Origin of the sequence: Curtobacterium sp. MCSS17_011, assembly GCF_003224275.1 — a bacterium.
Classification (GTDB): Bacteria; Actinomycetota; Actinomycetes; order Actinomycetales; family Microbacteriaceae; genus Curtobacterium.
Map to the genome: position 1 here is coordinate 240,075 of NZ_QKLE01000003.1, position 19,416 is coordinate 259,490.

Genomic DNA, 19,416 nt, shown 5'->3' on the forward strand with positions numbered 1-19,416 from the left:
CACATGCGCAAGAAGATCGTCGCCGGCCTCAGCCTGGCGCTCATCGCGGGCCTCGCCCTCAGCGGCTGCTCGGCACGCGGCTCGTCCGACGACGCCGGCAGCACCAGCAGCATCAAGAAGGGCGACCTCATCGGCGTCGCCCTGCCGGCCAAGACCTCGCAGAACTGGGTCCTCGCGGGCGCCGCGTTCAAGAAGTCGATCGAGGACGCCGGCTTCAAGGCCGACATCCAGTACGCCAACGCCGGCAACCCGGTCCCCGACCAGCAGTCGCAGATCTCGGGCATGATCACCAAGGGCGCCAAGGCCGTCATCATCGGCGCCGCCGACGGTTCGCAGCTGACCGCGCAGGTCAAGTCCGCAAAGGACCGTGGCGCCGTCGTCATCGCCTGGGACCGCAACATCCTGAACACGAAGAACGTCGACTACTACGTGGCGTTCAACAACTTCAAGGTCGGCCAGCTCCAGGCCGAGGCGCTGCTCAAGGGCCTCGAGGAGAAGAAGGGCGACAAGCCGTACAACGTCGAGCTCTTCGCCGGTTCGCCGGACGACGCCAACGCGACCGTGTTCTTCAACGGTGCGATGGACGTCCTGCAGCCGAAGATCGACGACGGCACGATCAAGGTCGTCTCCGGTCAGACCACGTTCCAGAAGGTCGTCACGCAGGGCTGGCTCGCGCAGAAGGCCCAGTCGCGCATGACCGACCTGCTCTCGCAGTACTACACGGGTGACACCGAGCTCGACGGCGTCCTGTCGCCGAACGACACCCTCGCCCGTGCGATCCTCACCGCGACCAAGGCCGCCGGCAAGGACAACCCCGTCGTGACGGGTCAGGACTCGGAGACCGCGTCCATCCCGCTCATCATGAAGGGCACGCAGTACTCGACGATCTTCAAGGACACGTCGAAGGAGGCCCAGGCGGCCGTCGACCTCGTCTCCACGCTGTCGAAGGGCGACAAGCCCGACACGAAGATGGACAAGACGAACAACTACAACGGCAAGAAGACGGTCCCCGCGATCGAGCTCACGCCGGTCCTGGTCACCAAGGACAACGCCGTCGAGGCCTACAAGGGCAACGACACCCTCGAGGAGCTCGCCAAGAAGGGCTGATCTCCCCAGCACCACGGACGGCCCCGTCTCGCCTCGGCGAGACGGGGCCGTCCTGCGTCGTCCGGGGGCCGACCACACGGCGGACGGGAGGCTCGGTGCACGTCGTGATCCGTGCCTCCAGTCCGCCGTGCGGTCCGCCCAGGGCACGCGGCCGCGCCCGGTCCGTGCCCGCGTCCGTCAGGAGTGGGCAGCGCGCAACCGGCGCGCGGCGTCGGCGAGGTGCGGGACGTCGGTCCGCGCCGTCCCGAACACCAGCGCCCGGGTGGTGTCGAAGTACCGCCGGGTGAGCCGCTCGCCCAGGTCCGACACCCGCGACCAGGGAATGCCGGGCTCGGTCGCGGTGACCGTCGTCGGCAGGACCCGCACCGCCTCGCCGATCTCGACCAGGCGCATCCGGACCGCGTCGTGGACCAGGTCCTCCGGCAGCCGTTCGTCGTCGACGTAGCGCCGGATCGCGTCGCAGGCACCGATCACGTCGTCGAGTCGGTCGCCGACCGCGCGACGGACCCCCGGCTCGGCGCTCACAGCGGCACCGCGGTCCGGACGACCCCGGGGGCCATGCCAGCGGCGTCGACCACGTCGACGCGGACGCCGAGCAACCGCTCGGCGGCGTCCTGGATCCGCATGAGCGCGAAGATCCCGAGCCCCGCGTCGACGTCGACCATCAGGTCGACGTCGCTGTCCGGGCCGTCCTCACCCCGGGCGACGCTGCCGAAGATCCGGGGGTTCCGCCCGCCGAACCGCTGCACGATGTCGACGAGCTCCTGCCGGGCCGCGACCACCCGTTCGAGCAGCGGCGGGGGTTCCTCGACCGGCTGCAGGTGGATCGTCGTCGTGAAGCCCGCCGCCCGGAGCATCCGCTGCAGTGCCGCGAGCGACGGTTCGCGCCGACCGTTCTCGTACGTGCTGATGACGCTCTGCGTGACGCCGGCGCGCTGGGCGAGCTGGACCTGGGTCAGTTCGGCGCGTTCACGGGCGTCGCGGATGAGCACCGCGGCCGACAGTGGCGGGGCGGACCGTGGGGGAACAGCGGACATGCTGCAACGATACACAGAATGCGACATTTCGTCTGCTGGTGGGTTCGACGGGTCTGTGCAGACCCGGGCGAAACCGGACGGTCCGGCGCTCGTCAGCGCGGGTCGGAGACGTCCGCCCGGTGGAAGTTCTGCGCCGAGCGGGACGCGGTCGGGCCGCGCTGACCCTGGTAGCGGGACTGGTACTCGGCGGAACCGTAGGGCTTCTCGGCCGGGCTCGACAGCTGGAAGAAGCAGAGCTGTCCGATCTTCATCCCCGGCCACAGCTTGATCGGCAGCGTCGCCACGTTCGACAGCTCGAGCGTCACGTGCCCCGAGAACCCGGGGTCGATGAACCCCGCGGTCGAGTGGGTCAGGAGTCCGAGGCGACCGAGCGAGCTCTTGCCCTCGAGCCGCGCGGCGATGTCGTCCGGCAGCGTCACGACCTCGAACGTGGAGCCGAGCACGAACTCGCCCGGGTGCAGCACGAACGCCTCGTCCGGGTCGGTCTCGACCAGGCGGGTCAGGTCGGGCTGGTCCACCGCGGGGTCGATGTGCGGGTACTTGTGGTTGTCGAACAGCCGGAAGAACTTGTCGAGCCGGACGTCGATGCTCGAGGGCTGCACGAGCGAGGCGTCGTACGGGTCGAGGCCGATCCGGCCTTCGGCGAGCTGGGCGGTGATGTCGCGGTCGGAGAGCAGCACGGACGAAGCCTAGCGGCAGCGGGCGTCGCGCCGGTATGCTGCCAGGCTGCCCACCACCCAGGCGGGCGGCGTTCGGAGCAGTGATGACCACGTACACCGTCGACGAGATCACGGTGCCCGCCACCATGGACGACGAACCGGCGACCGTCGCGACCTTCGCCGAGTGGCTCGCGGTGTCCGACGGGGCCGAAGCCGCCGTGCACGGGCTGCACGAGTTGGCCTGGACACCGGAGGAGTACCTGCCGCTGTGCCGCGAGCCGGGTGCACCGAGCCGGCTCGTCGTCGCCCGCGACGACCGCGGCACCGTGGTCGGTGCTGGCTCGTACGACACGAAGCAGGAACCCGGCACCACCAACTGCTGGCTGTCGGTCGGCGTCGTCCCCGAGCACCAGCGCCGCGGCGTCGGGACCCTGCTCGCCGACCGCCTGGAGTCGATGGCCCGCGCCGACGGCCGCACGCAGTGGAAGACGTACGCCGTCTCGCGGCAGGTCGGGCCCGCGTCCGGGCCCGGGTACGTGCAGGCCCCGACGGGGTTCGGCGCCGTCCCGGAGGACGAGGCGGGGGTGCGGTTCCTCACCGCCCGCGGCTGGCACTTCGGCCAGGTGAACCGGATCAGTCGGCTCCCGCTGCCCGCCGACGCATCCGTGGTGCGCGGACTGCACGAGCGGGCGTCCGCTGCCGCCGGTCCGGAGTACCGCGTACACGCCTGGACCGGTCGGACGCCGGAGCAGTGGCTCGACGGCATCGCCCTGCTCGAGACCAGGATGAGCACCGACGCGCCCGCCGGGGACATGGAGGAGCCCGAGGACGTCTGGACCGCCGAACGACTCCGGGAGCACGAGGACGAGCTCGCCCGGGCACCGCGCACCCTGCTCACCGTGGCCGTCGAGCACCTGCCGACGACCACCCTGGCCGGTTTCACGCAGCTGTCCGTGCCGGACGACCCCGCACGGCCGGCACAGCAGTGGGACACCCTGGTGCTCCGCGAGCACCGCGGCCACCGGCTCGGCTGGCTGCTCAAGGTCGTCGGGATCCAGGAGCTCGAGCGGCAGTTCCCGGGGCGTCCCTCGGTCATCACGTTCAACGCGGAGGAGAACCGCCACATGCTCGACGTGAACGAGGCCGTCGGGTTCGTCGGCGTCGGCTGCGAGGGCATCTGGGAACGGCGGGTCTGAGCGCGCATTCGAGGGGCCGCCGTCCAGCCGACACGCCTACGATTGGACGGTCATGACCGTCACGTCACCCGAAACCCAGCCCACCGGGTCAGCGCCGGACGCCGCCCCCACCACCGGCCGCTCGTCCACCGTCGCGACGGTCCTCGTCATCGCGATCCCGCTCGCCGTCGCGTGCTCGATCCTCGGGCTGACCGTCACGGGCGCGTTCAGCGCGAGCCAGCAGCTCGTGTCCGCCGGCGAGGTCGTCGAGTACGGTCTGCCGATCGCCCGCGTCGTGCACGACACGATGGCGGCGCTGACCATCGGGCTCCTCATCGTCGCGGCGTTCGCGCTGCCCGCGCAGAAGAAGGACCACGGCGCCCTGTCGAGCGTGCAGCACCGGGCCACCCGGTGGGCCGCAGCGACCGGCGCCGTCTGGTTCCTGGCAGCCGCGGTGAGCATCGTCCTGACCGGGGCGAACACCCTCGGTGTGCCGCTCACCAGCCCGGTGTTCGCCCGCAACTTCATGCTCTTCGCGTTCCAGGTCGAGATCGGCCAGGCGCTCGTGGTGTCGGCTGCCGCGATCTTGATCGCCACGGTGGTCGCCGCCTTCGCCACCCGGGTGACGACCCTGGCGTTCGCCACCGTGATCGGCCTGTTCGCCCTGCTCCCCCTGGCACTCTCCGGGCACGCCGCCGGGTCACTCGAGCACGCGAACGCGGTGAACTCGCTCGCGATCCACCTGGTCGGGGTGTGCGTGTGGGCCGGCGGCCTGGTCGCCGTGGTCCTGCTCCGCACCCGCACCAAGGGCGCGACCGGACGGGTGATCGCCCGGTACTCGACGCTCGCGGGCTGGTCGTTCGGGGCCGTGGCGTTCTCGGGGATCGTCAACGCGTCGCTGCGTCTGACCGGTCCGCTCGACCTCGTCACGACGACGTACGGCTGGCTCATCACCGTCAAGGCGCTCATCCTCGTACTGCTCGGCGTCGCGGGGATCGTGCAGCGCCGGAAGCTCGTGCCCGGGCTCCTCCGCGCTCCGCTCGACCGCCGCCTGTTCACCCGGTTCGCCCTGGCCGAGATCGTGTTCATGGCCGTGGCCATCGGTGTCTCGGTCGCCGTGTCCCGTTCGCAGCCGCCGATCCCGCAGACCCCGGAGACGGGCGAGGACACCCGCTCCGGCCTGATCGGGTTCCCGTTCCCGCCGGCGCAGACCACGCAGACCTACCTGACCCAGTGGCACATCGACTGGGTGTGGCTCGGCCTGGCCGTCGTCGGGGCCGTCTGGTACCTGCTGGCGGTGCGCAAGCTCCGGAAGCGCGGCGACGCCTGGCCCGTCGGTCGCACCATCGCCTGGCTGATCGGCTGCGCCCTGTTCATCTGGACGACGTCGGCCGGCCCCGCCGTGTACGGCATGATCCACTTCTCGTCGCACATGCTCCAGCACATGCTGCTGATGATGTTCGTCCCGCTGCCGCTCGTGCTCGGCGGCCCGGTGCTGCTCGCGCTCCGCACCCTGCCGGTCCGGAACGACGGCTCACGCGGCGCCCGCGAGTGGCTCATGCTCTTCGTGCACTCCCGCTGGATGCAGTTCCTCGGCAAGCCCGCCGTCGCGGGGATCATCTTCGCCGGGTCCCTCGTGGTGTTCTACTTCACGCCGGCGTACCAGGCCGCGATGCAGTCACACGAGTGGCACGTCGCGATGATCATCCACTTCGTCCTGAGCGGCTACCTGTTCTTCTGGGTCTTCGTCGGCGTCGACCCTGGCCCGCAGCGCCCGCCGTACCCGATGCTCATCATCACCCTGCTGGCCACCCTGGCGTTCCACGCGTTCTTCGGCGTCGCGGTCATGACGTCGCAGTCGGTGTTCGCGGTCGACTGGTTCCACGCGCTGGGCCAGACGAACGACGCCGCACTGCTCGACGACCAGCACACCGGCGGCGGCATCGCCTGGGGTGCGTCGGAGCTCCCGATGGTGTTCGTGGCCCTGCTCGTCGTCCGGAACTGGATGCGCTCGGACAAGCGCGACGCGAAGCGCCTGGACCGCAAGGCCGACCGCGACGGTGACGCCGACCTCAAAGCCTACAACGAGCGCCTGGCCGCGATGAGCAAGCGGGACTGACCCGCGGCGCCGGCCACACGGCAGGCACGACCCCGGTCAGTCCCCGTGGACGATGCAGACCGCGTCGAGGTCCATCGCGGCCTCGAGCGCGGCCGAGATCCCCGACTCCCCGTCGGGGCCGGCGGGGGTCACGGTGTCGACCCACCACAGCGGCGTCGCCAGGGTCGGGGCGTCCGGCAGGATCCGCTCGACCTCGTCGAAGGAGTCCACCCGGCGCACACCGAGCACGGTGATCACCGGGTGCGTGGCGTCACGGCAGACCTGCATCATCGGGCCGTCGTCGAGCGCACGGACACCCCAGGTCTCGTCGTGCAACAGGAGCGCCTCGGCGACCTGGCGTGTCTCCACCGGCTGACGGCAGAGGATGGTGACGTCACGCGGCACCCTGACCGCCCACCATCCGGTCGTCGCGGACGTGGCCGTCGAGCGTGCCCTCGTCGTGCGCGGGGTCGAGCGGTGCGCCGCCGACGAGCTGCAGGAAGCGGTCCTCGTCGATGCGGTCGAGGAAGGACTCGAGCGCTTCCCAGCCGTCCTCGAAGCGGACGATCATGCCGCCGTCGTCGGCCACGTCGGCATCGGGACGGGCGGCCGAGCCGGAGCCGGCTGCGAAGGTCGCGGTCGTGGTGCGCGGCGGGGGCCAGACGCCGTCGCGGTCCAGGAAGCCGGCGGCCTCGGGCCCGACGACGACGGCGAGCGGCGACGGTTCGCCGTGCGAGACGGCGCGCACCAGGTGGTCGGCGTCACCGCGGCGCTGCATCACGACGCCGAAGACGGGGACGACCTGGTCGGCGACCCGCTGCACGGCGTCGAACATCCGGTTCGCCAGCCCGGGGTCGGTGTTCTCCTCGGGCACGGTGAGCACGGCGGACATCGTCTCGACGACGACCCCGCCGACCAGGTGCGCGGTCATCGTCGCGGAGAACCCCTCGCCGACGGCGTACGAGGTCGAGATCCCGGGTGCCTCGTGCTTCGCGTACTGCGTCACGACCCAGCGGTCCCACGGCACGGTGAGCGGTTCGGCGGTACCCCACCGGGTCGGGCAGGTGCCGACCGTGTGGCACAGCGCCTCGATCGCGGAACCCATGTCGACCGCACGGCCGGGGTGGTGACGGAGGGTCAGGTCGATGCTGATCTGTCGCACCGAGTCGGCCGCCACGGGGTGCTCTGGCGACGGTGTGCCCACGAGTTCGGGGCCGCGGTGCACGAAGTCCTCGATGCCGGTCGCGGCGACGCCTGTCCGCCCGTCCCGCAGCATGCCGTCGAAGTCGGCAACGGCCCACGCGGCGCCGTACGCGCCCAACGCGTGCCGGAGCGCGGGGGTGATCGCTGCCTCACGACCGGTGCGGAGCACGACCATGCGTCCCGCCTCCGCCGATCGGCGGAGCAGCGAGGCGAGCGCGTCGGTCAGCCAGACGACGGGTGAGGCGGACTCGACCACGATGGCGGAGCCGACCACGTCGTCGATGAGGGGATGCCTGACCATCCGGGTCCTCCTCGGGTCGGGGTTGGAACTCCCTGGACGGTACACACGGGGGCGACACCTGTCCGTCAGGCACGCACCCTCACAGCGGAGACACGGGAGGCTCGACACGCGCCCGGCAGGAGGCGTACGGTGCGCGCTCGGCTGGCTTCCAGGCGAGAATCCGCTAGGCTTGCGGAGTCCCGTTCACCGGGGCGCGCGAGTGTAGTTCAATGGTAGAACTCCAGCTTCCCAAGCTGGTAGCGCGGGTTCGATTCCCGTCACTCGCTCCGTCAGACGTACGCTCGCCGCATGTCCTCCTCCCCCGGTTCCCCCGAACACATCGCGCCCGTGGTCGTCATCGGTGCCGGGGTCGTCGGCGCTGCGACCGCGTACGCCCTCACCGCCCGCGGCGAGCGCGTCCTGCTCGTGGAACAGCACGCCCGCGGCCACCACCTCGGTTCCTCGCACGGTGCGACCCGGATCTTCCGCCAGGGCTACGCCGACCCGGAGTACGTCGTGTTGAACACGCGGGCACTCGAACGGTGGGAAGCACTCGAGGCCGCTGCCGGCGAGGAGCTGATCGTCCGCACGGGTGCCGTCGACCACGGTCGGCCCGAGGTCGTCGACGCGATCGCGGCCGCCCTCGCCGACGCGGACATCCCACACGAGTTCCTGACCCCGGGCCAGGCGGCAGCGCGCTGGCCCGGCATCGCGTTCGAGGGGCGCGTGCTCACCCACCCCTCGGCCGGTCGCATCCGCTCCGACCGGACCATCGAGGCCTTCCTCACACTGGCCGAGCAGACCGGTCTCGCCGACGTGCGGTTCGACACGCGGGTCACCGGGCTCGAGGACCACGGTGACGACGTCACGGTGACGCTGTCCGACGGCAGCGCGGTCCGCACCGCGTCCGTGGTGGCCGCGGTGGGCTCGTGGGCCCCCACGCTGGTCGGCGGGTTGCTCGCCGGACGCGGGGCGGGCCTCCCGGCCATCCGTGTCACCCAGGAGCAGCCCGCCCACTTCCCCAGCCGCCTGCCGGACGAGGCCTGGCCGAGCTTCGTGCACTGGGCCGACGGCGACGACGTGTACGGGCTGCTGACGCCCGGCGAGGGTGTCAAGGTCGGGTTCCACGGCACCGGGCCCGTCGTCGACCCCGACCACCGGGACTGCACCCCCGTGCCGGCCGAGGCCGAACGGCTGCAGGCGTACGTGGCGCGGTACGTCCCCGGTGTCGACGCGACGCGACCGACCTTCATCAGCTGCCTGTACGACAACTCGCCTGACGAGGACTTCGTCATCGACCGCCGTGGACCCCTCACGGTGGCGACGGGGTTCTCCGGGCACGGCTTCAAGTTCGCGCCGCTGCTCGGCGAGATGCTCGCGGACCTCGCGACGGGCGGAGCGCCGCACCCGCGCTTCGCCCTGCCGGAGCCGACGCCCGCGCCCTGACACCCGGCCACGGTCGGTTCGCACCACACCGGCGTGTTCGTTCGACGCCGCCATGTCGTCGAGACGCCGCCGAATCCGGAGGCGTCTCGCGAACGAGGCGGCGTCCTGCGCACACGCCGGCGACTCACATGCGCGCGCACGCCGGCGTCTCGCTCGCACGCCGTCGCCTCGCGACGGGCCACTACGGTGGGAGCCGTGCGCATCATCGTGGCTCCGGACTCGTTCAAGGGCACCGCGACGGCGACGGCCGTTGCCGGAGCGGTCCGTACCGGTTGGCTGACCGAGCGACCCGACGACGAGCTGGTGCTCGTCCCGATGGCCGACGGCGGCGAGGGCACACTCGATGCCTTCGAGACCGCCGTCCCCGGAGCCGTCCGGGTCCCCGTCACCGTGACCGGGCCGGCCGGTACCCCGGTCGACACCCACTGGCTGCGGCTCCCCGACGGCCGCGCGGTGGTGGAGCTCGCGGCGACGAGCGGCCTCCCTCTGCTCGAGGGACCGATGCCGGACACGGCGACGAGCCGTGGCTTCGGCGAGGCGATCGCCGACGCGCTCGACGCCGGTGCCACCGGGCTCGTGCTCGGCATCGGGGGCAGCGCGTCCACCGACGGCGGGCGACCCGTGCTCGAGGCACTCGGACTCGACAGCGAAGGCGCCGGCGGACTCCGCGCCCTCCCCCCGCTCGGCGTCGTCGTGCTCACCGACGTGACCTCGCCGCTGCTCGGACCGGCCGGCGCCGCCGCCGTCTTCGGCCCGCAGAAGGGCATCACGCCCGACAGGGTGGCGTCCTTCGACGCCCGACTCGCCACCTGGGCCGCGCGCTTCCCCGACGTCGACCCGGACACCCCGGGCGCCGGAGCCGCTGGTGGTGTCGGGTTCGGCCTGCTGGTGTGGGGCGCCACGCTCGCCGGTGGGGCCGCGGCCGTCGCCGAGGTCCTCGGGTTGCCCGCACTGCTCGACGGCGCCGACGTCGTGATCAGCGGCGAAGGGCGCTTCGACGGGCAGAGTGCCGTCGGCAAGGTGCCCTCGGTGGTCCGCGCCCTCACGGCTGCGCGCGCTCCCGGTGCCCGCTCGATGCTCGTCGCTGGCGCGATCGAGGCCGCACTCGACGACTACTCGGCCGCCGCCTCGCTCACCGTGCTCGCGACGCAGACCACCGGCGAGCCCGACGATGCCCTCGCCGACGCGCTGCGCTTCGCCACGATCGCCGGACAACGGCTCGCCCGCCTCGTCTGAGCGTGGCGCAGGGCCACGCTGGGCCGACCCGTCTGTCGGGAGGACACAGGGGAGTCCTGGTTGTACCTCCCACCCGGCGGCGGGCACGCGCACACTGGATCCGGGCCGGAACCGGCCCGCACCACCCCCACGAGGAGATCATTGCGCACCGTCAACGCCTACGCGGCACCGTCAGCGACCGAGCCGCTCGTCAAGACCACCATCACCCGTCGTGACGTCGGCCCGAACGACGTCGAGATCGACATCGCCTACGCCGGCATCTGCCACTCGGACATCCACACCGTCCGCGGTGAGTGGGGCCCCATCCAGTACCCGCAGGTCGTCGGCCACGAGATCGTCGGCCACGTCTCCGCCGTCGGCGAGAACGTCACGAAGCACCAGGTCGGCGACCGCGTCGGCGTCGGCTGCATGGTCAACTCGTGCGGCGAGTGCGAGAACTGCGTCGCCGGCAACGAGCAGTACTGCCTCAAGGGCAACATCGGCACCTACGCGAGTATCGACGCCGACGGCTCGATCACCCAGGGCGGCTACTCGCAGGCCGTCGTGGTGAACGAGGACTTCGTCCTCCGCGTCCCCGAGTCGCTCGACATCGAGAAGGTCGCGCCGCTGCTCTGCGCCGGCATCACCACCTACTCGCCCCTGCACCACTGGAACGCCGGCCCCGGCACCAAGGTCGCCGTCGTCGGCATGGGCGGGCTCGGCCACATGGCCGTCAAGATCGCCGTCGCGCTCGGCGCCGAGGTCACCGTCCTGTCGCAGACCACCTCGAAGCAGGAGGACTCGCTCCGCTACGGCGCGAAGGCCCACTACGCGACGAAGGACCCGGAGACGTTCGAGAAGCTCGCGAACTCCTTCGAGCTCATCATCAACACCGTCTCGGCGAAGATCCCGATGGGCGACTACCTCGGCCTGCTCAAGGTCGACGGCACGCTCGTCAACGTGGGCGCTCCGGCCGAGCCGCTCGAGGTGCCGGCCTTCGCGCTCATCCCGCGTCGGCTCAGCTGGGCGGGTTCCGCCATCGGTGGCATCCGGGAGACCCAGGAGATGCTCGACTTCTGCGCCGAGCACGGGATCCTGCCGGAGACCGAGCTCATCAGCGCCGACCAGGTCAACGAGGCCTACGAGCGCGTCCTGTCCTCGGACGTCCGCTACCGCTTCGTGATCGACGCGGCCACGCTGGCGTAACGCTCGCACCCGCAGACGGGAGGCCCGTTGCCAGCTGGCAACGGGCCTCCCTCGCAGGCTCGGTCGGCGCGCCCCGCGCAACGCTTCGCGTTGCCACCGAGCGGGGCGCGGCCGTCCGGCGTCTGCACGCCGGGCAGTCAACCGACCTCGTCGCCGGACGGCAGCGCGCCGCACCAGTCGACGGAGCCGGCGTCGATGCTCGCCTCGAGCGCTCCGGACGTCGCGTCGACGATGCTCACGAGCTCGCCGGACGCCGACTTCGTCGCGACCGCGACGAGCTGACTGTTCGGGGACGGACAGACCGCGGTGACGCTCGCGTCGTCCGGGATCGTCACGGGCAGCCGGGAGGCCCGTCCCCCGTCCACACGCACGATCCGTGCCGCGATGGTGCCGGACGGGAGCACGTCCCCCAGTACCCGCAGGTACGTGTCGTCGGTCAGCTGGGCGATGCGGCCGAGGACGGCCGCATCGATGCTCGCGGCCGGCGCCTGCAGCGCCGACTTCGACCCGTCGGTCAGGTCCAGCCGCTCGATGCCGGTGCCCGTCTCGACGACGGCCGTGGTGCCCGTCCCGACGAAGCCGTGCAGGTAGGTGGCGCTGCCGAGCCGGACCGGGTCGGCACGACCGCTCATGTCGACGAGCACCAGGTCGTCGCTGCCCGTCCGGACCAGCGCGCTCTCGGTCCGCGGCACGTAGGCCCACTGGGCGACCGTCATCGGCACGGCGCCCGTCTTCGGCTTGCCGTTCGCCGCGATCGCCGTGGGCATGTGGGTGCCCGTCATGTCGACCACGTACAGACCGGTGTTCCGGGACTGCCCGGTCGAGGTGTCGGCGTACTCGAACCCGAACGAGGCACCGTCGTCAGCGACGTGGAGCGCCGTGACGCGGCCCTCGGAGGTCGGCAGGGTGAGGTGTTCGACGGGGGCGTCGGCGTCCTGCACGCCACCGCTCAGCGCCACGATGTCGACGGACGAGCTGGCGTCCGTGCCGCTCACGACCACCAGGGAACGGCCGAGCCGGGCGTACTCCGAGATCGCGGTGCCCTCGTGGACGGTGGTGGCACCTCCGGCATCGAGGGATCGCCGGACGATGCGGTCCTTCGCCCCGGCCTGCCCCGGCACGAGTGCCAGCACGTCGGTGCTGCCGGTGCGGATCGCCGCCGTCAGGTCGGACGTGGCGCGCTGCCCGGGTGCCCGGACCCCCGCGACCGTCACGGTGTACTCGCGGTCGTACGCCAGGGGCCCGGCGAACTCGACCGCGATCGTGTTGCCGCTCGAGGTCACGGTGTGCGCCGCAGCCGGGCTGACCCGGACGTCGTCGGCGGCGACCCGCTGCAGCGCCTGGTTCGCCGTCAGGATGACCCGCTGGGCCGGACGGGTGACGAGACCGGTCGCGTCGTAGGACACGTCGCGGAGCCGCGGGCCCTGCTGCGAGCCGACGACCGCGGCGAGCGCGGCGACCACGGCGAGGACGACCACGACGGCGACGTACCGGCGGTGGAAGCGGTGCGCGACGGGGCGGCGCCCGCGGCGCTGGTCTCCGTGGTGCTGGTCTCCGCGGCGCTCAGAACTCATACGGGTCCTCGGGCTGCGCGATGTCGGTGATCTTCGCGGCCTTGACGACGATGCGGGCGTCGGCGGACTGGTCCGGGTTGGCGGCCAGGGCTCCGCGGACTGTGACCCACTGGCCCTCGTCGGGGACGGTCCCGGTGCCGTCGCCGTCGCCGGTCACGACACCGAGGCCGACCGGTTGTGCGTCCACGGCGCAGCAGCTGATCACGAAGCGGGCGAGGGTGAAGGACCCGTCGTCGCCGGGCACCACGAAGCCCGTCAGTTCGACCTGCTTGCCGACCAGGGCCGTGGTGTCCGTGGTCTGCCGGATCAGCGCGGCCCAGTCCTTGACGCCGTACTCCGAGGTGTCGACGCCCTCCCTGCCGAGCAGCTGCACCGCGGACTCCGAGCCGGTCGCGTTGGACAGGGTCGCGGAGTCCACGCTCCGCTGCTGGGCGGTGCGGGCGGACAAGGTCGTCGGGGGCAGGACGAGCATCGCGACGGTGACGCCGATCGTGACGACGGCGGCGGCTCCGCCGAGGGCGAGGCGGACGGCGCGACGGCGGCCTCCCGTCCGCTGCTGCTGGTGCAGATCGAGGTCGTCCTCGTCGTCGCCGTGGGTGTGGCCGTGACCCCGGGCGATGACGACGAGTGCGGCGACCGACGCGGGCACCCCGACGGCGGCGAGTACCACCGTGAACACCGAGTACCGCGGGTTGATGTACAGATCGAGGTGCCCGACCAGCGCGAGCCACAGCGTGCAGAGCGCCGCGGCCAGCACCGACCCGAGGCCCAGGTACGCGGCCGCGTTGTTGCGTGCATCAGACGAGGACATTCATCACCAACCCGACGGCTCCGGCGAACAGGACGCACACGACCGACAGCAGCACCAGGAAGCGGACCCGGAACGTCGTGCGCAGCAGGGCGATCATCTTGACGTCGATGATCGGCCCGATGATCAGGAAGGCCGTGATCGACCCCGGCAGGAACGTCGACGCGAACGACAGCGCGAAGAAGGCGTCGACGTTCGAGCAGAGCGACACCGTCATCGCCAGCAGCATCATCGCCGCGACGGACAGCACCGGGTTCGAACCGACGGCCACCAGGGTGGAACGGGGCACCGCGACCTGGATCGCGGCGGCCAGCCCGGCGCCGACGAACAGCGCCGGCATCATCGTCGCCGTCTCACCACCGAACTGCGCGGCGCTCTGCCGCCAGCGGTGCAGGCCGCGGGGCGCTCCGACGGCCGCGCGGCATCGGGCCTCGAAGGCGGGGAGCAGCAGGTCGGCCGGACGGCGGTGCGCGGCGACGATCCAGCCGACGAGGTTCGCGATGACGAACCCGCCGACGATGCGCACCGGCAGGATCCACCCGGACCAACCGAACGCCTGCGCGGTGCTGATGATGACGAGTGGATTGAGGATCGGGGCAGCGACGAGGAACGTGACGGCCTCGGCCGGGGTGAAGCCGCGCATCATCAGGCCGCGAGCGAGCGGGACGTTGCCGCACTCGCACACCGGGAAGAGCATGCCGATCAGGGAGATCACGGCCCGGCGACCGTACGCGTTCTGCGGCAGGACCTTCTCGAGCGCGCCGACCGGTACCCAGACCTCGACCACGATCGACAGCACGATGCCGAGGACCACGAACGGCAGGGACTCGACGACGACGCTGATCGCCAGCGTGAGGAAGTCCTGCACGACGTCCGGCAGCCCGGTCGACCCGATGCTCGGCGAGAACAGCCGGATGCCGAGCAGGACCACGACGGCGAGCAGCACCAGGCCGGGGCCGGTGAGGCTCCGGGTGCGCTGCGGCGGCCGCGTGGTCGTCGTCACCGGGACAGGATAGGCGACGCGTGCTGCCCGGGGCTGCGTGCGCGCCCTCGCACGGGGCGAGGGCCCGCGCTCAGCCCGCGGTGACGCCGTCGAGGTGTCGGTCGAGCAGGTCGATCGCCCAGTCGCCGGACTCCCCCGGAGCCAGTCGGACGACCTGCATCGCCAGCCCGTCCAGGAGCGCGTGCAGACGGCAGGCCTCGTACTCCCGGTCGTCCGCCGGTACCCCGAGCAACCCGAGGACCTCCTCGCACCACGCCCGCATCGCTGCGACGACCCGGTCGAGCGTCGGCCGGAGTCCGACGTCGGTGAGCGCGGCGTTGCCGAGCGCCAGGTAGACCTCGAGCTCGATGACCCGCTCGTCGTCGAGGGGAAGCAGCTCGAGCACGATCCGGCGTGCGCGTCGGGCGGGCGTGAGGTCATCGGGGATGGCGTCGATGCGCTCCCGGATCCGGTCGAACACGAGCGTGATGGTGTGCTCGCGGACGCTCGCCTGCGTCGGGAACGTGTAACGGACCGTGCTCGGCGGCAGTCCGGCCTCGGCGGCGACGTTCCGCACGCTGAGGGCGCCGAGGCCGTCGCGGGCGAGGACCCGGCACGCCGCCTCGGACACGGTGCGGCGCCGTTCGTCGACGTCCATGCTCCTGGCCACGACGCCATACTCGCACGGTCGTGCGAACTCGTGCTACCGTCAAGGTCGTTGTCGCACAGTCGTACGACAATGAGGATGAACGACCCCGCAGGAAAGGACATCGTCATGGCATGGGCAATCCTCGTGCTCAGCGGCGTGCTCGAGGCCGTCTGGGCCACCGCCCTGAGCGCCTCGAACGGCTTCAAGAAGGTCGTCCCCACGATCGTGTTCGTCGCCGGGATGGCCCTGAGCATGGTGGGGCTGGCGTTCGCGATGAAGACGATCCCCGTCGGCACCGCCTACGCGGTCTGGGTCGGCATCGGGGCGTCACTCACCGTGGTCGTCGCGATCCTCCGCCGCCAGGAGGCCGCGTCCTTCGCCCGCCTCGCCCTCGTCTTCGGCCTGGTGGCGTGCGTCATCGGCCTCAAGGTGGTGAGCTGACGTGGCCTGGATCGTCCTGTTCGTCAGTGCCGCGCTCGAGACCGTCTGGGCGACCGCCCTCGGCGAGAGCGACGGCTTCTCCGAACTCCGCCCCACGGTCGTGTTCGCCGTCACGATCGTGATCAGCCTGGTCGCGTTCGGCTACGTCCTCAAGCACATCCCGATCAGCACGGCGTACGCGGTGTGGACCGGCACCGGCGCTGCGCTCACGGTGCTGTGGGGCATGGCCACCGGCGCCGAACCGGTCACGGTGCTGCGCCTGCTCTTCATCGCCGGCATCGTCGGGTGCGTCGTCGGCCTCAAGCTCGTGCCGGCCCGCCCCGTCGCGGAGCCCGCTGCCGAGCTCACGCGCTGAGCGACAGCTCACGCACCAGCGACCCCGTGAGGTGTCGCTGACCCCGTGACGTCGGCGCAGGCCCGAGAACGCGCGCCGAGACGGACGGGAGGCCCGGCGCCACCTGGCACCGGGCCTCCCGTCCGATCTGGGGCCACGCCCACCGCGCATGGTGAGCAGCAATGGTCGGGTCACCTCGCGGGATCCGACCATTCCTGCTCACGAAGCGATCGTCAGACGGACGCGCCCGTCCACTCGTCCTCGGCGGCGACGTGGTCGCTGCCGACGGTGCCGGCCGCCATCGCGGCAGCGGCACGTGCCGCGTGCGACGGCGGGTCCGACGGGACGTCAGCGGGGCGACCCTCGTCGTTGAGCTTGCGCAGCTCCGGCACGATGTCCGTCGCCAGGATGTCGATCTGCTCGAGCACCGTCTTGAGCGGCAGTCCCGCGTGGTCGATGAGGAACAGCTGGCGCTGGTAGTGGCCGACGTGGTCCTTCATCGCCGCGTACCGGTCGATGACCTGCTGCGGCGAGCCGACGGTGAGCGGGGTCTGGGCGGTGAAGTCCTCCATCGAGGGGCCGTGTCCGTAGACCGGTGCGTTGTCGAAGTAGGGCCAGAACTCGTTGATCGCGTCCTGCGAGTTCTTCCGCGCGAAGAACTGCCCACCCAGCCCGACGATCGCCTGGTCGGCACGGCCGTGCCCGTAGTGCTCGAAGCGCTGGCGGTACAGGCCGACCATCTGCTCGGTGTGCTGGATCGGCCAGAAGATGTTGTTGTGGAAGAAGCCGTCACCGTAGTACGCGGCCTGCTCGGCGATCTCCGGTGTGCGGATCGAGCCGTGCCAGACGAACGGCGGGACACCGTCGAGCGGACGCGGGGTCGACGTGAAGCCCTGCAGCGGCGTGCGGAACTTGCCCTGCCAGTTGACGACGTCGTTCTCCCACAGCTGGCGGACGAGTGCGTAGTTCTCGATCGCCAGGTTGACGCCCTGGCGGATGTCCTGCCCGAACCACGGGTAGACGGGGCCGGTGTTGCCGCGGCCCATCATCAGGTCCATGCGGCCGTCGGAGACGACCTGGAGCATCGCGTACTCCTCGGCGATGCGCACCGGGTCGTTCGTGGTGATCAGCGTCGTCGACGTGGACAGGGTGATGTCCTTCGTCTTCGCGGCAAGGTAGGCGAGCAACGTGGTCGGCGACGAGGCCACGAACGGCGGGTTGTGGTGCTCACCGGTCGCGAAGACGTCGAGCCCGGCCTGGTCGGCGTGCTCGGCGATCGTCAGGATGTCGCGGACGCGCTGGGTGTCGTCCGGCGTGGAGCCGGTCGTGGGGTCGGTCGTGACGTCACTGACCGTGAAGATGCCGAACTGCATGATGCGCCGCCTTTCGCGATATCGATGCGTTTGCATCGACTTGCTCGGTACAACGTAGCGTACGGCGTGGCATTCCCGCCAGGCTCGCGCCCGGCGGTCGGGCGGGTAGTCAGCCCTGTCGGGCGGCCGGGCGGCCGGGAGGCCCGGCTCGGCTCCCCGGGTCAGCCGGCGGCGGGCAGCGTGGCCGGGTCGGTGCGCGCGGCGTGGTGCATCCCGTCGAGGAACCACACCGTCGTCACGACCGCGAGAACGCTCGCGCTGGACGCCAACCGCCCCGCCACCAGGATCGCGGCGTGGTCGTGCGCGCCGTCGCCGGTCAGGCCGACCACGAGCGCCGCGACACCGATCGCCAGCGTGACCCCGGTCGCGACGAGGAGCACGACGCTCACCACCCGCCGCGGCCCCCGCCGACCGTCACGGTCGCCTCGGAGCCCACGATCGACCCGGGGACCGACGGCACGGACGATCCCGAGCCAGAACATCGCGATCGCGCACGCGCCGATGATGTCGCTGACCCGGTGCCAGCCGTAGACCACGGTCTGGTTCGCCACGAAGACCGCGTACCCGGCACCGACGATGGTCACCAGCGGGCGGAACCGACGAGGCGTGACCATCAGGACCGCGAACAGCGCCGCCAGCGCGATCGTCGCGTGCCCCGACGGGAACGAGTTCGGCGTCGTCGACTGAGCGATCTCCGGGCGCACGGCGATACGCTTGACGAGCGTCGTGGTGGCCGCCGACGCGAGCACCACGAGCCCCGCGCCGAGCCCCACCGAGAGCCGCCGTCTGGCGAACGCCACGGCGACGATCACGACGACGAGCAACAGGATCACCGGCACCGAGATGACGTTGAGCGCAGTGTCCGAGCTGAAGAGGTCGGACTCCCGGACCCCGCCGAGCGCGGCGTCCTCCGCTTTCTGACCGACCGGGGTCAGCACCGCGACCCCGTAGACGAGAGGCACGATCACGAACCCCAGAGCCGCCAGCGCAGCCCACCGCACCCGCCGCGAGACCCACGGTCCGCGCGACTCGGATGCACTGCGCTCGGGTGTCAAGGTCACCGGGCTGGTCCTCCTCGGAGTGGTCGTCGTCGGGCTCGTCGCACGACTGGCGGCGGCGCTGCGATTGGGTCGGTCGGGGTCCGACACGATACCGTTGGAGCACCGGCCGGAGGCTGGGAACCGCGCCCCCGTCCGCCGTGCACTGCGTGCCGACACGACGGGATCCGTGATCCCCGCCGGGCCGTCGCACCACGCGGGACCGACGCACGTCGCGTCGGCAGTGTACGAGGAGGAAACCGAAGTGGCCATCAAGGAACCGGGCATCATCGCCTCGCCGAACCGGGGTCTCGCACTCACGGCCGGCAGCGTCCTCGCACTCTGGGGCGTCCTGGGATTCTTCTTCGCCGCCGACGGCGACCCGGGCTTCTTCAACCGCCAGGGCGGCATGCTGTGGAACGCGTTCGGCGTGAACCCGGCGCTCTGCCTGGTGTGGGTGCTGCTCGCCGCGGTGCTGCTCATCACCGGCCTCGGCAACACCATCGGCTCGCGCAACGGCAACCTGCTCGTCGGGGCCCTGCTCGTCGTCTTCGCGGTGTACGGCTTCGTCTTCGTGGACACCTCGGCGAACGTCTTCGCGCTCAACACCACGGACAACGTGTTCCACGCGATCGTCGGTGTGCTCCTGCTGCTCACCGCGCTGGGTGCCGACAAGGAGAACCTCCGCGCGCTGCGTGCGGCGCGCGCCTGACGCTCCCGCTCCGGCTCGCCTGGGCCGTGACCATCCACAAGTCGCAGGGCAGCACCTACGACCGGGCCGTGGTCGACCTC

Annotated in this window: 20 protein-coding genes and 1 tRNA gene; 10 read left to right on the plus strand and 11 right to left on the minus strand. The window is 71.4% G+C overall.

Translation table 11 applies throughout. The annotated features are described in order from the left end of the window. The first annotated feature begins 3 nt into the window (after window positions 1-3). Window positions 4-1,107: a sugar-binding protein gene (locus tag DEJ17_RS03720; protein WP_071404928.1), complete on the plus strand. Its 1,104-nt coding sequence runs from the start codon at window positions 4-6 to the stop codon at window positions 1,105-1,107. Window positions 1,108-1,284: 177 nt separating this feature from the next. On the opposite strand, the gene DEJ17_RS03725 is transcribed toward DEJ17_RS03720, so the two are convergent. The 3 genes from DEJ17_RS03725 to dcd all read right to left on the minus strand — a co-directional run bounded on the left by DEJ17_RS03725 (window position 1,285) and on the right by dcd (window position 2,824). Continuing rightward, complete coding sequence (locus tag DEJ17_RS03725; RefSeq protein WP_110892127.1) at window positions 1,285-1,632, minus strand: DUF86 domain-containing protein; 348 nt, start codon at window positions 1,630-1,632, stop codon at window positions 1,285-1,287. Continuing rightward, window positions 1,629-2,144: a helix-turn-helix domain-containing protein gene (locus tag DEJ17_RS03730; RefSeq protein WP_181421021.1), complete on the minus strand. Its 516-nt coding sequence runs from the start codon at window positions 2,142-2,144 to the stop codon at window positions 1,629-1,631. The genes DEJ17_RS03725 and DEJ17_RS03730 overlap by 4 nt, the downstream gene beginning before the upstream one ends. Window positions 2,145-2,236: 92 nt before the next feature. After that, window positions 2,237-2,824 (minus strand): dCTP deaminase, encoded by a 588-nt coding sequence (gene dcd, locus DEJ17_RS03735; protein WP_027464935.1) that lies wholly within the window; start codon window positions 2,822-2,824, stop codon window positions 2,237-2,239. A gap of 83 nt (window positions 2,825-2,907) precedes the next feature. On the opposite strand from dcd, the gene DEJ17_RS03740 reads away from it, so the two are divergent. After that, the gene (locus DEJ17_RS03740; protein ID WP_181421022.1) at window positions 2,908-3,999 is read left to right on the plus strand and encodes a GNAT family N-acetyltransferase; all 1,092 of its coding nucleotides are present in this window, start codon (window positions 2,908-2,910) and stop codon (window positions 3,997-3,999) included. Window positions 4,000-4,051: 52 nt separating this feature from the next. After that, window positions 4,052-6,097, plus strand: a complete 2,046-nt coding sequence (locus DEJ17_RS03745; protein WP_110892130.1) for a cytochrome c oxidase assembly protein — start codon at window positions 4,052-4,054, stop codon at window positions 6,095-6,097. Between the two features lie 36 nt (window positions 6,098-6,133). Here DEJ17_RS03745 and DEJ17_RS03750 read toward each other — a convergent pair whose 3' ends face one another. Together DEJ17_RS03750 and DEJ17_RS03755 are read right to left on the minus strand one after the other, a co-directional pair. Beyond that, window positions 6,134-6,445, minus strand: a complete 312-nt coding sequence (locus DEJ17_RS03750) for a hypothetical protein (RefSeq protein WP_146239607.1) — start codon at window positions 6,443-6,445, stop codon at window positions 6,134-6,136. A 25-nt stretch (window positions 6,446-6,470) separates the two neighbouring features. Next, window positions 6,471-7,580, minus strand: a complete 1,110-nt coding sequence (locus DEJ17_RS03755; protein ID WP_110892132.1) for a DUF6177 family protein — start codon at window positions 7,578-7,580, stop codon at window positions 6,471-6,473. A 195-nt stretch (window positions 7,581-7,775) separates the two neighbouring features. Between DEJ17_RS03755 and DEJ17_RS03760 the strand changes: the two genes are divergently transcribed. The 4 genes from DEJ17_RS03760 to DEJ17_RS03775 all read left to right on the plus strand — a co-directional run bounded on the left by DEJ17_RS03760 (window position 7,776) and on the right by DEJ17_RS03775 (window position 11,426). Further along, window positions 7,776-7,846: transfer RNA gene (locus tag DEJ17_RS03760), tRNA-Gly, on the plus strand. A 22-nt stretch (window positions 7,847-7,868) separates the two neighbouring features. Further along, complete coding sequence (locus tag DEJ17_RS03765; protein WP_110892133.1) at window positions 7,869-9,005, plus strand: FAD-dependent oxidoreductase; 1,137 nt, start codon at window positions 7,869-7,871, stop codon at window positions 9,003-9,005. 195 nt (window positions 9,006-9,200) lie between these two features. Continuing rightward, on the plus strand, window positions 9,201-10,241 hold the full coding sequence (locus tag DEJ17_RS03770; RefSeq protein ID WP_110892134.1) for a glycerate kinase: 1,041 nt from the start codon (window positions 9,201-9,203) through the stop codon (window positions 10,239-10,241). A gap of 141 nt (window positions 10,242-10,382) precedes the next feature. Further along, the gene (locus tag DEJ17_RS03775) at window positions 10,383-11,426 is read left to right on the plus strand and encodes an NAD(P)-dependent alcohol dehydrogenase (protein ID WP_110892135.1); all 1,044 of its coding nucleotides are present in this window, start codon (window positions 10,383-10,385) and stop codon (window positions 11,424-11,426) included. Window positions 11,427-11,563: 137 nt separating this feature from the next. On the opposite strand, the gene DEJ17_RS03780 is transcribed toward DEJ17_RS03775, so the two are convergent. From DEJ17_RS03780 to DEJ17_RS03795, 4 genes are all read right to left on the minus strand, one after another. Continuing rightward, complete coding sequence (locus tag DEJ17_RS03780; RefSeq protein WP_110892136.1) at window positions 11,564-13,000, minus strand: hypothetical protein; 1,437 nt, start codon at window positions 12,998-13,000, stop codon at window positions 11,564-11,566. Continuing rightward, a complete protein-coding gene (locus DEJ17_RS03785) occupies window positions 12,990-13,811 on the minus strand; it encodes a TIGR03943 family putative permease subunit (protein WP_110892137.1) in 822 nt (273 codons plus the stop codon). The genes DEJ17_RS03780 and DEJ17_RS03785 overlap by 11 nt, the downstream gene beginning before the upstream one ends. After that, window positions 13,798-14,811, minus strand: a complete 1,014-nt coding sequence (locus DEJ17_RS03790; protein ID WP_110892138.1) for a permease — start codon at window positions 14,809-14,811, stop codon at window positions 13,798-13,800. Before DEJ17_RS03790 ends, DEJ17_RS03785 begins: the two co-directional genes overlap by 14 nt. A 70-nt stretch (window positions 14,812-14,881) precedes the next feature. Continuing rightward, complete coding sequence (locus DEJ17_RS03795; protein ID WP_258366640.1) at window positions 14,882-15,460, minus strand: TetR/AcrR family transcriptional regulator; 579 nt, start codon at window positions 15,458-15,460, stop codon at window positions 14,882-14,884. 105 nt (window positions 15,461-15,565) lie between these two features. On the opposite strand from DEJ17_RS03795, the gene DEJ17_RS03800 reads away from it, so the two are divergent. Beyond that, window positions 15,566-15,880, plus strand: a complete 315-nt coding sequence (locus tag DEJ17_RS03800) for a multidrug efflux SMR transporter (protein ID WP_017886447.1) — start codon at window positions 15,566-15,568, stop codon at window positions 15,878-15,880. Window position 15,881: 1 nt separating this feature from the next. Then, a complete protein-coding gene (locus DEJ17_RS03805; protein WP_110892140.1) occupies window positions 15,882-16,235 on the plus strand; it encodes a multidrug efflux SMR transporter in 354 nt (117 codons plus the stop codon). A 212-nt stretch (window positions 16,236-16,447) separates the two neighbouring features. Here DEJ17_RS03805 and DEJ17_RS03810 read toward each other — a convergent pair whose 3' ends face one another. Together DEJ17_RS03810 and DEJ17_RS03815 are read right to left on the minus strand one after the other, a co-directional pair. Then, a complete protein-coding gene (locus tag DEJ17_RS03810) occupies window positions 16,448-17,587 on the minus strand; it encodes an LLM class flavin-dependent oxidoreductase (RefSeq protein WP_110892141.1) in 1,140 nt (379 codons plus the stop codon). 161 nt (window positions 17,588-17,748) lie between these two features. After that, window positions 17,749-18,648 carry a phosphatase PAP2 family protein gene (locus tag DEJ17_RS03815; RefSeq protein WP_181421023.1) on the minus strand — a complete coding sequence of 300 codons (900 nt, stop codon included), beginning with the start codon at window positions 18,646-18,648 and terminating at the stop codon, window positions 17,749-17,751. 241 nt (window positions 18,649-18,889) lie between these two features. Between DEJ17_RS03815 and DEJ17_RS17665 the strand changes: the two genes are divergently transcribed. Beyond that, complete coding sequence (locus DEJ17_RS17665; RefSeq protein ID WP_181421024.1) at window positions 18,890-19,336, plus strand: DUF4383 domain-containing protein; 447 nt, start codon at window positions 18,890-18,892, stop codon at window positions 19,334-19,336. Window positions 19,337-19,416: the final 80 nt, after the last annotated feature.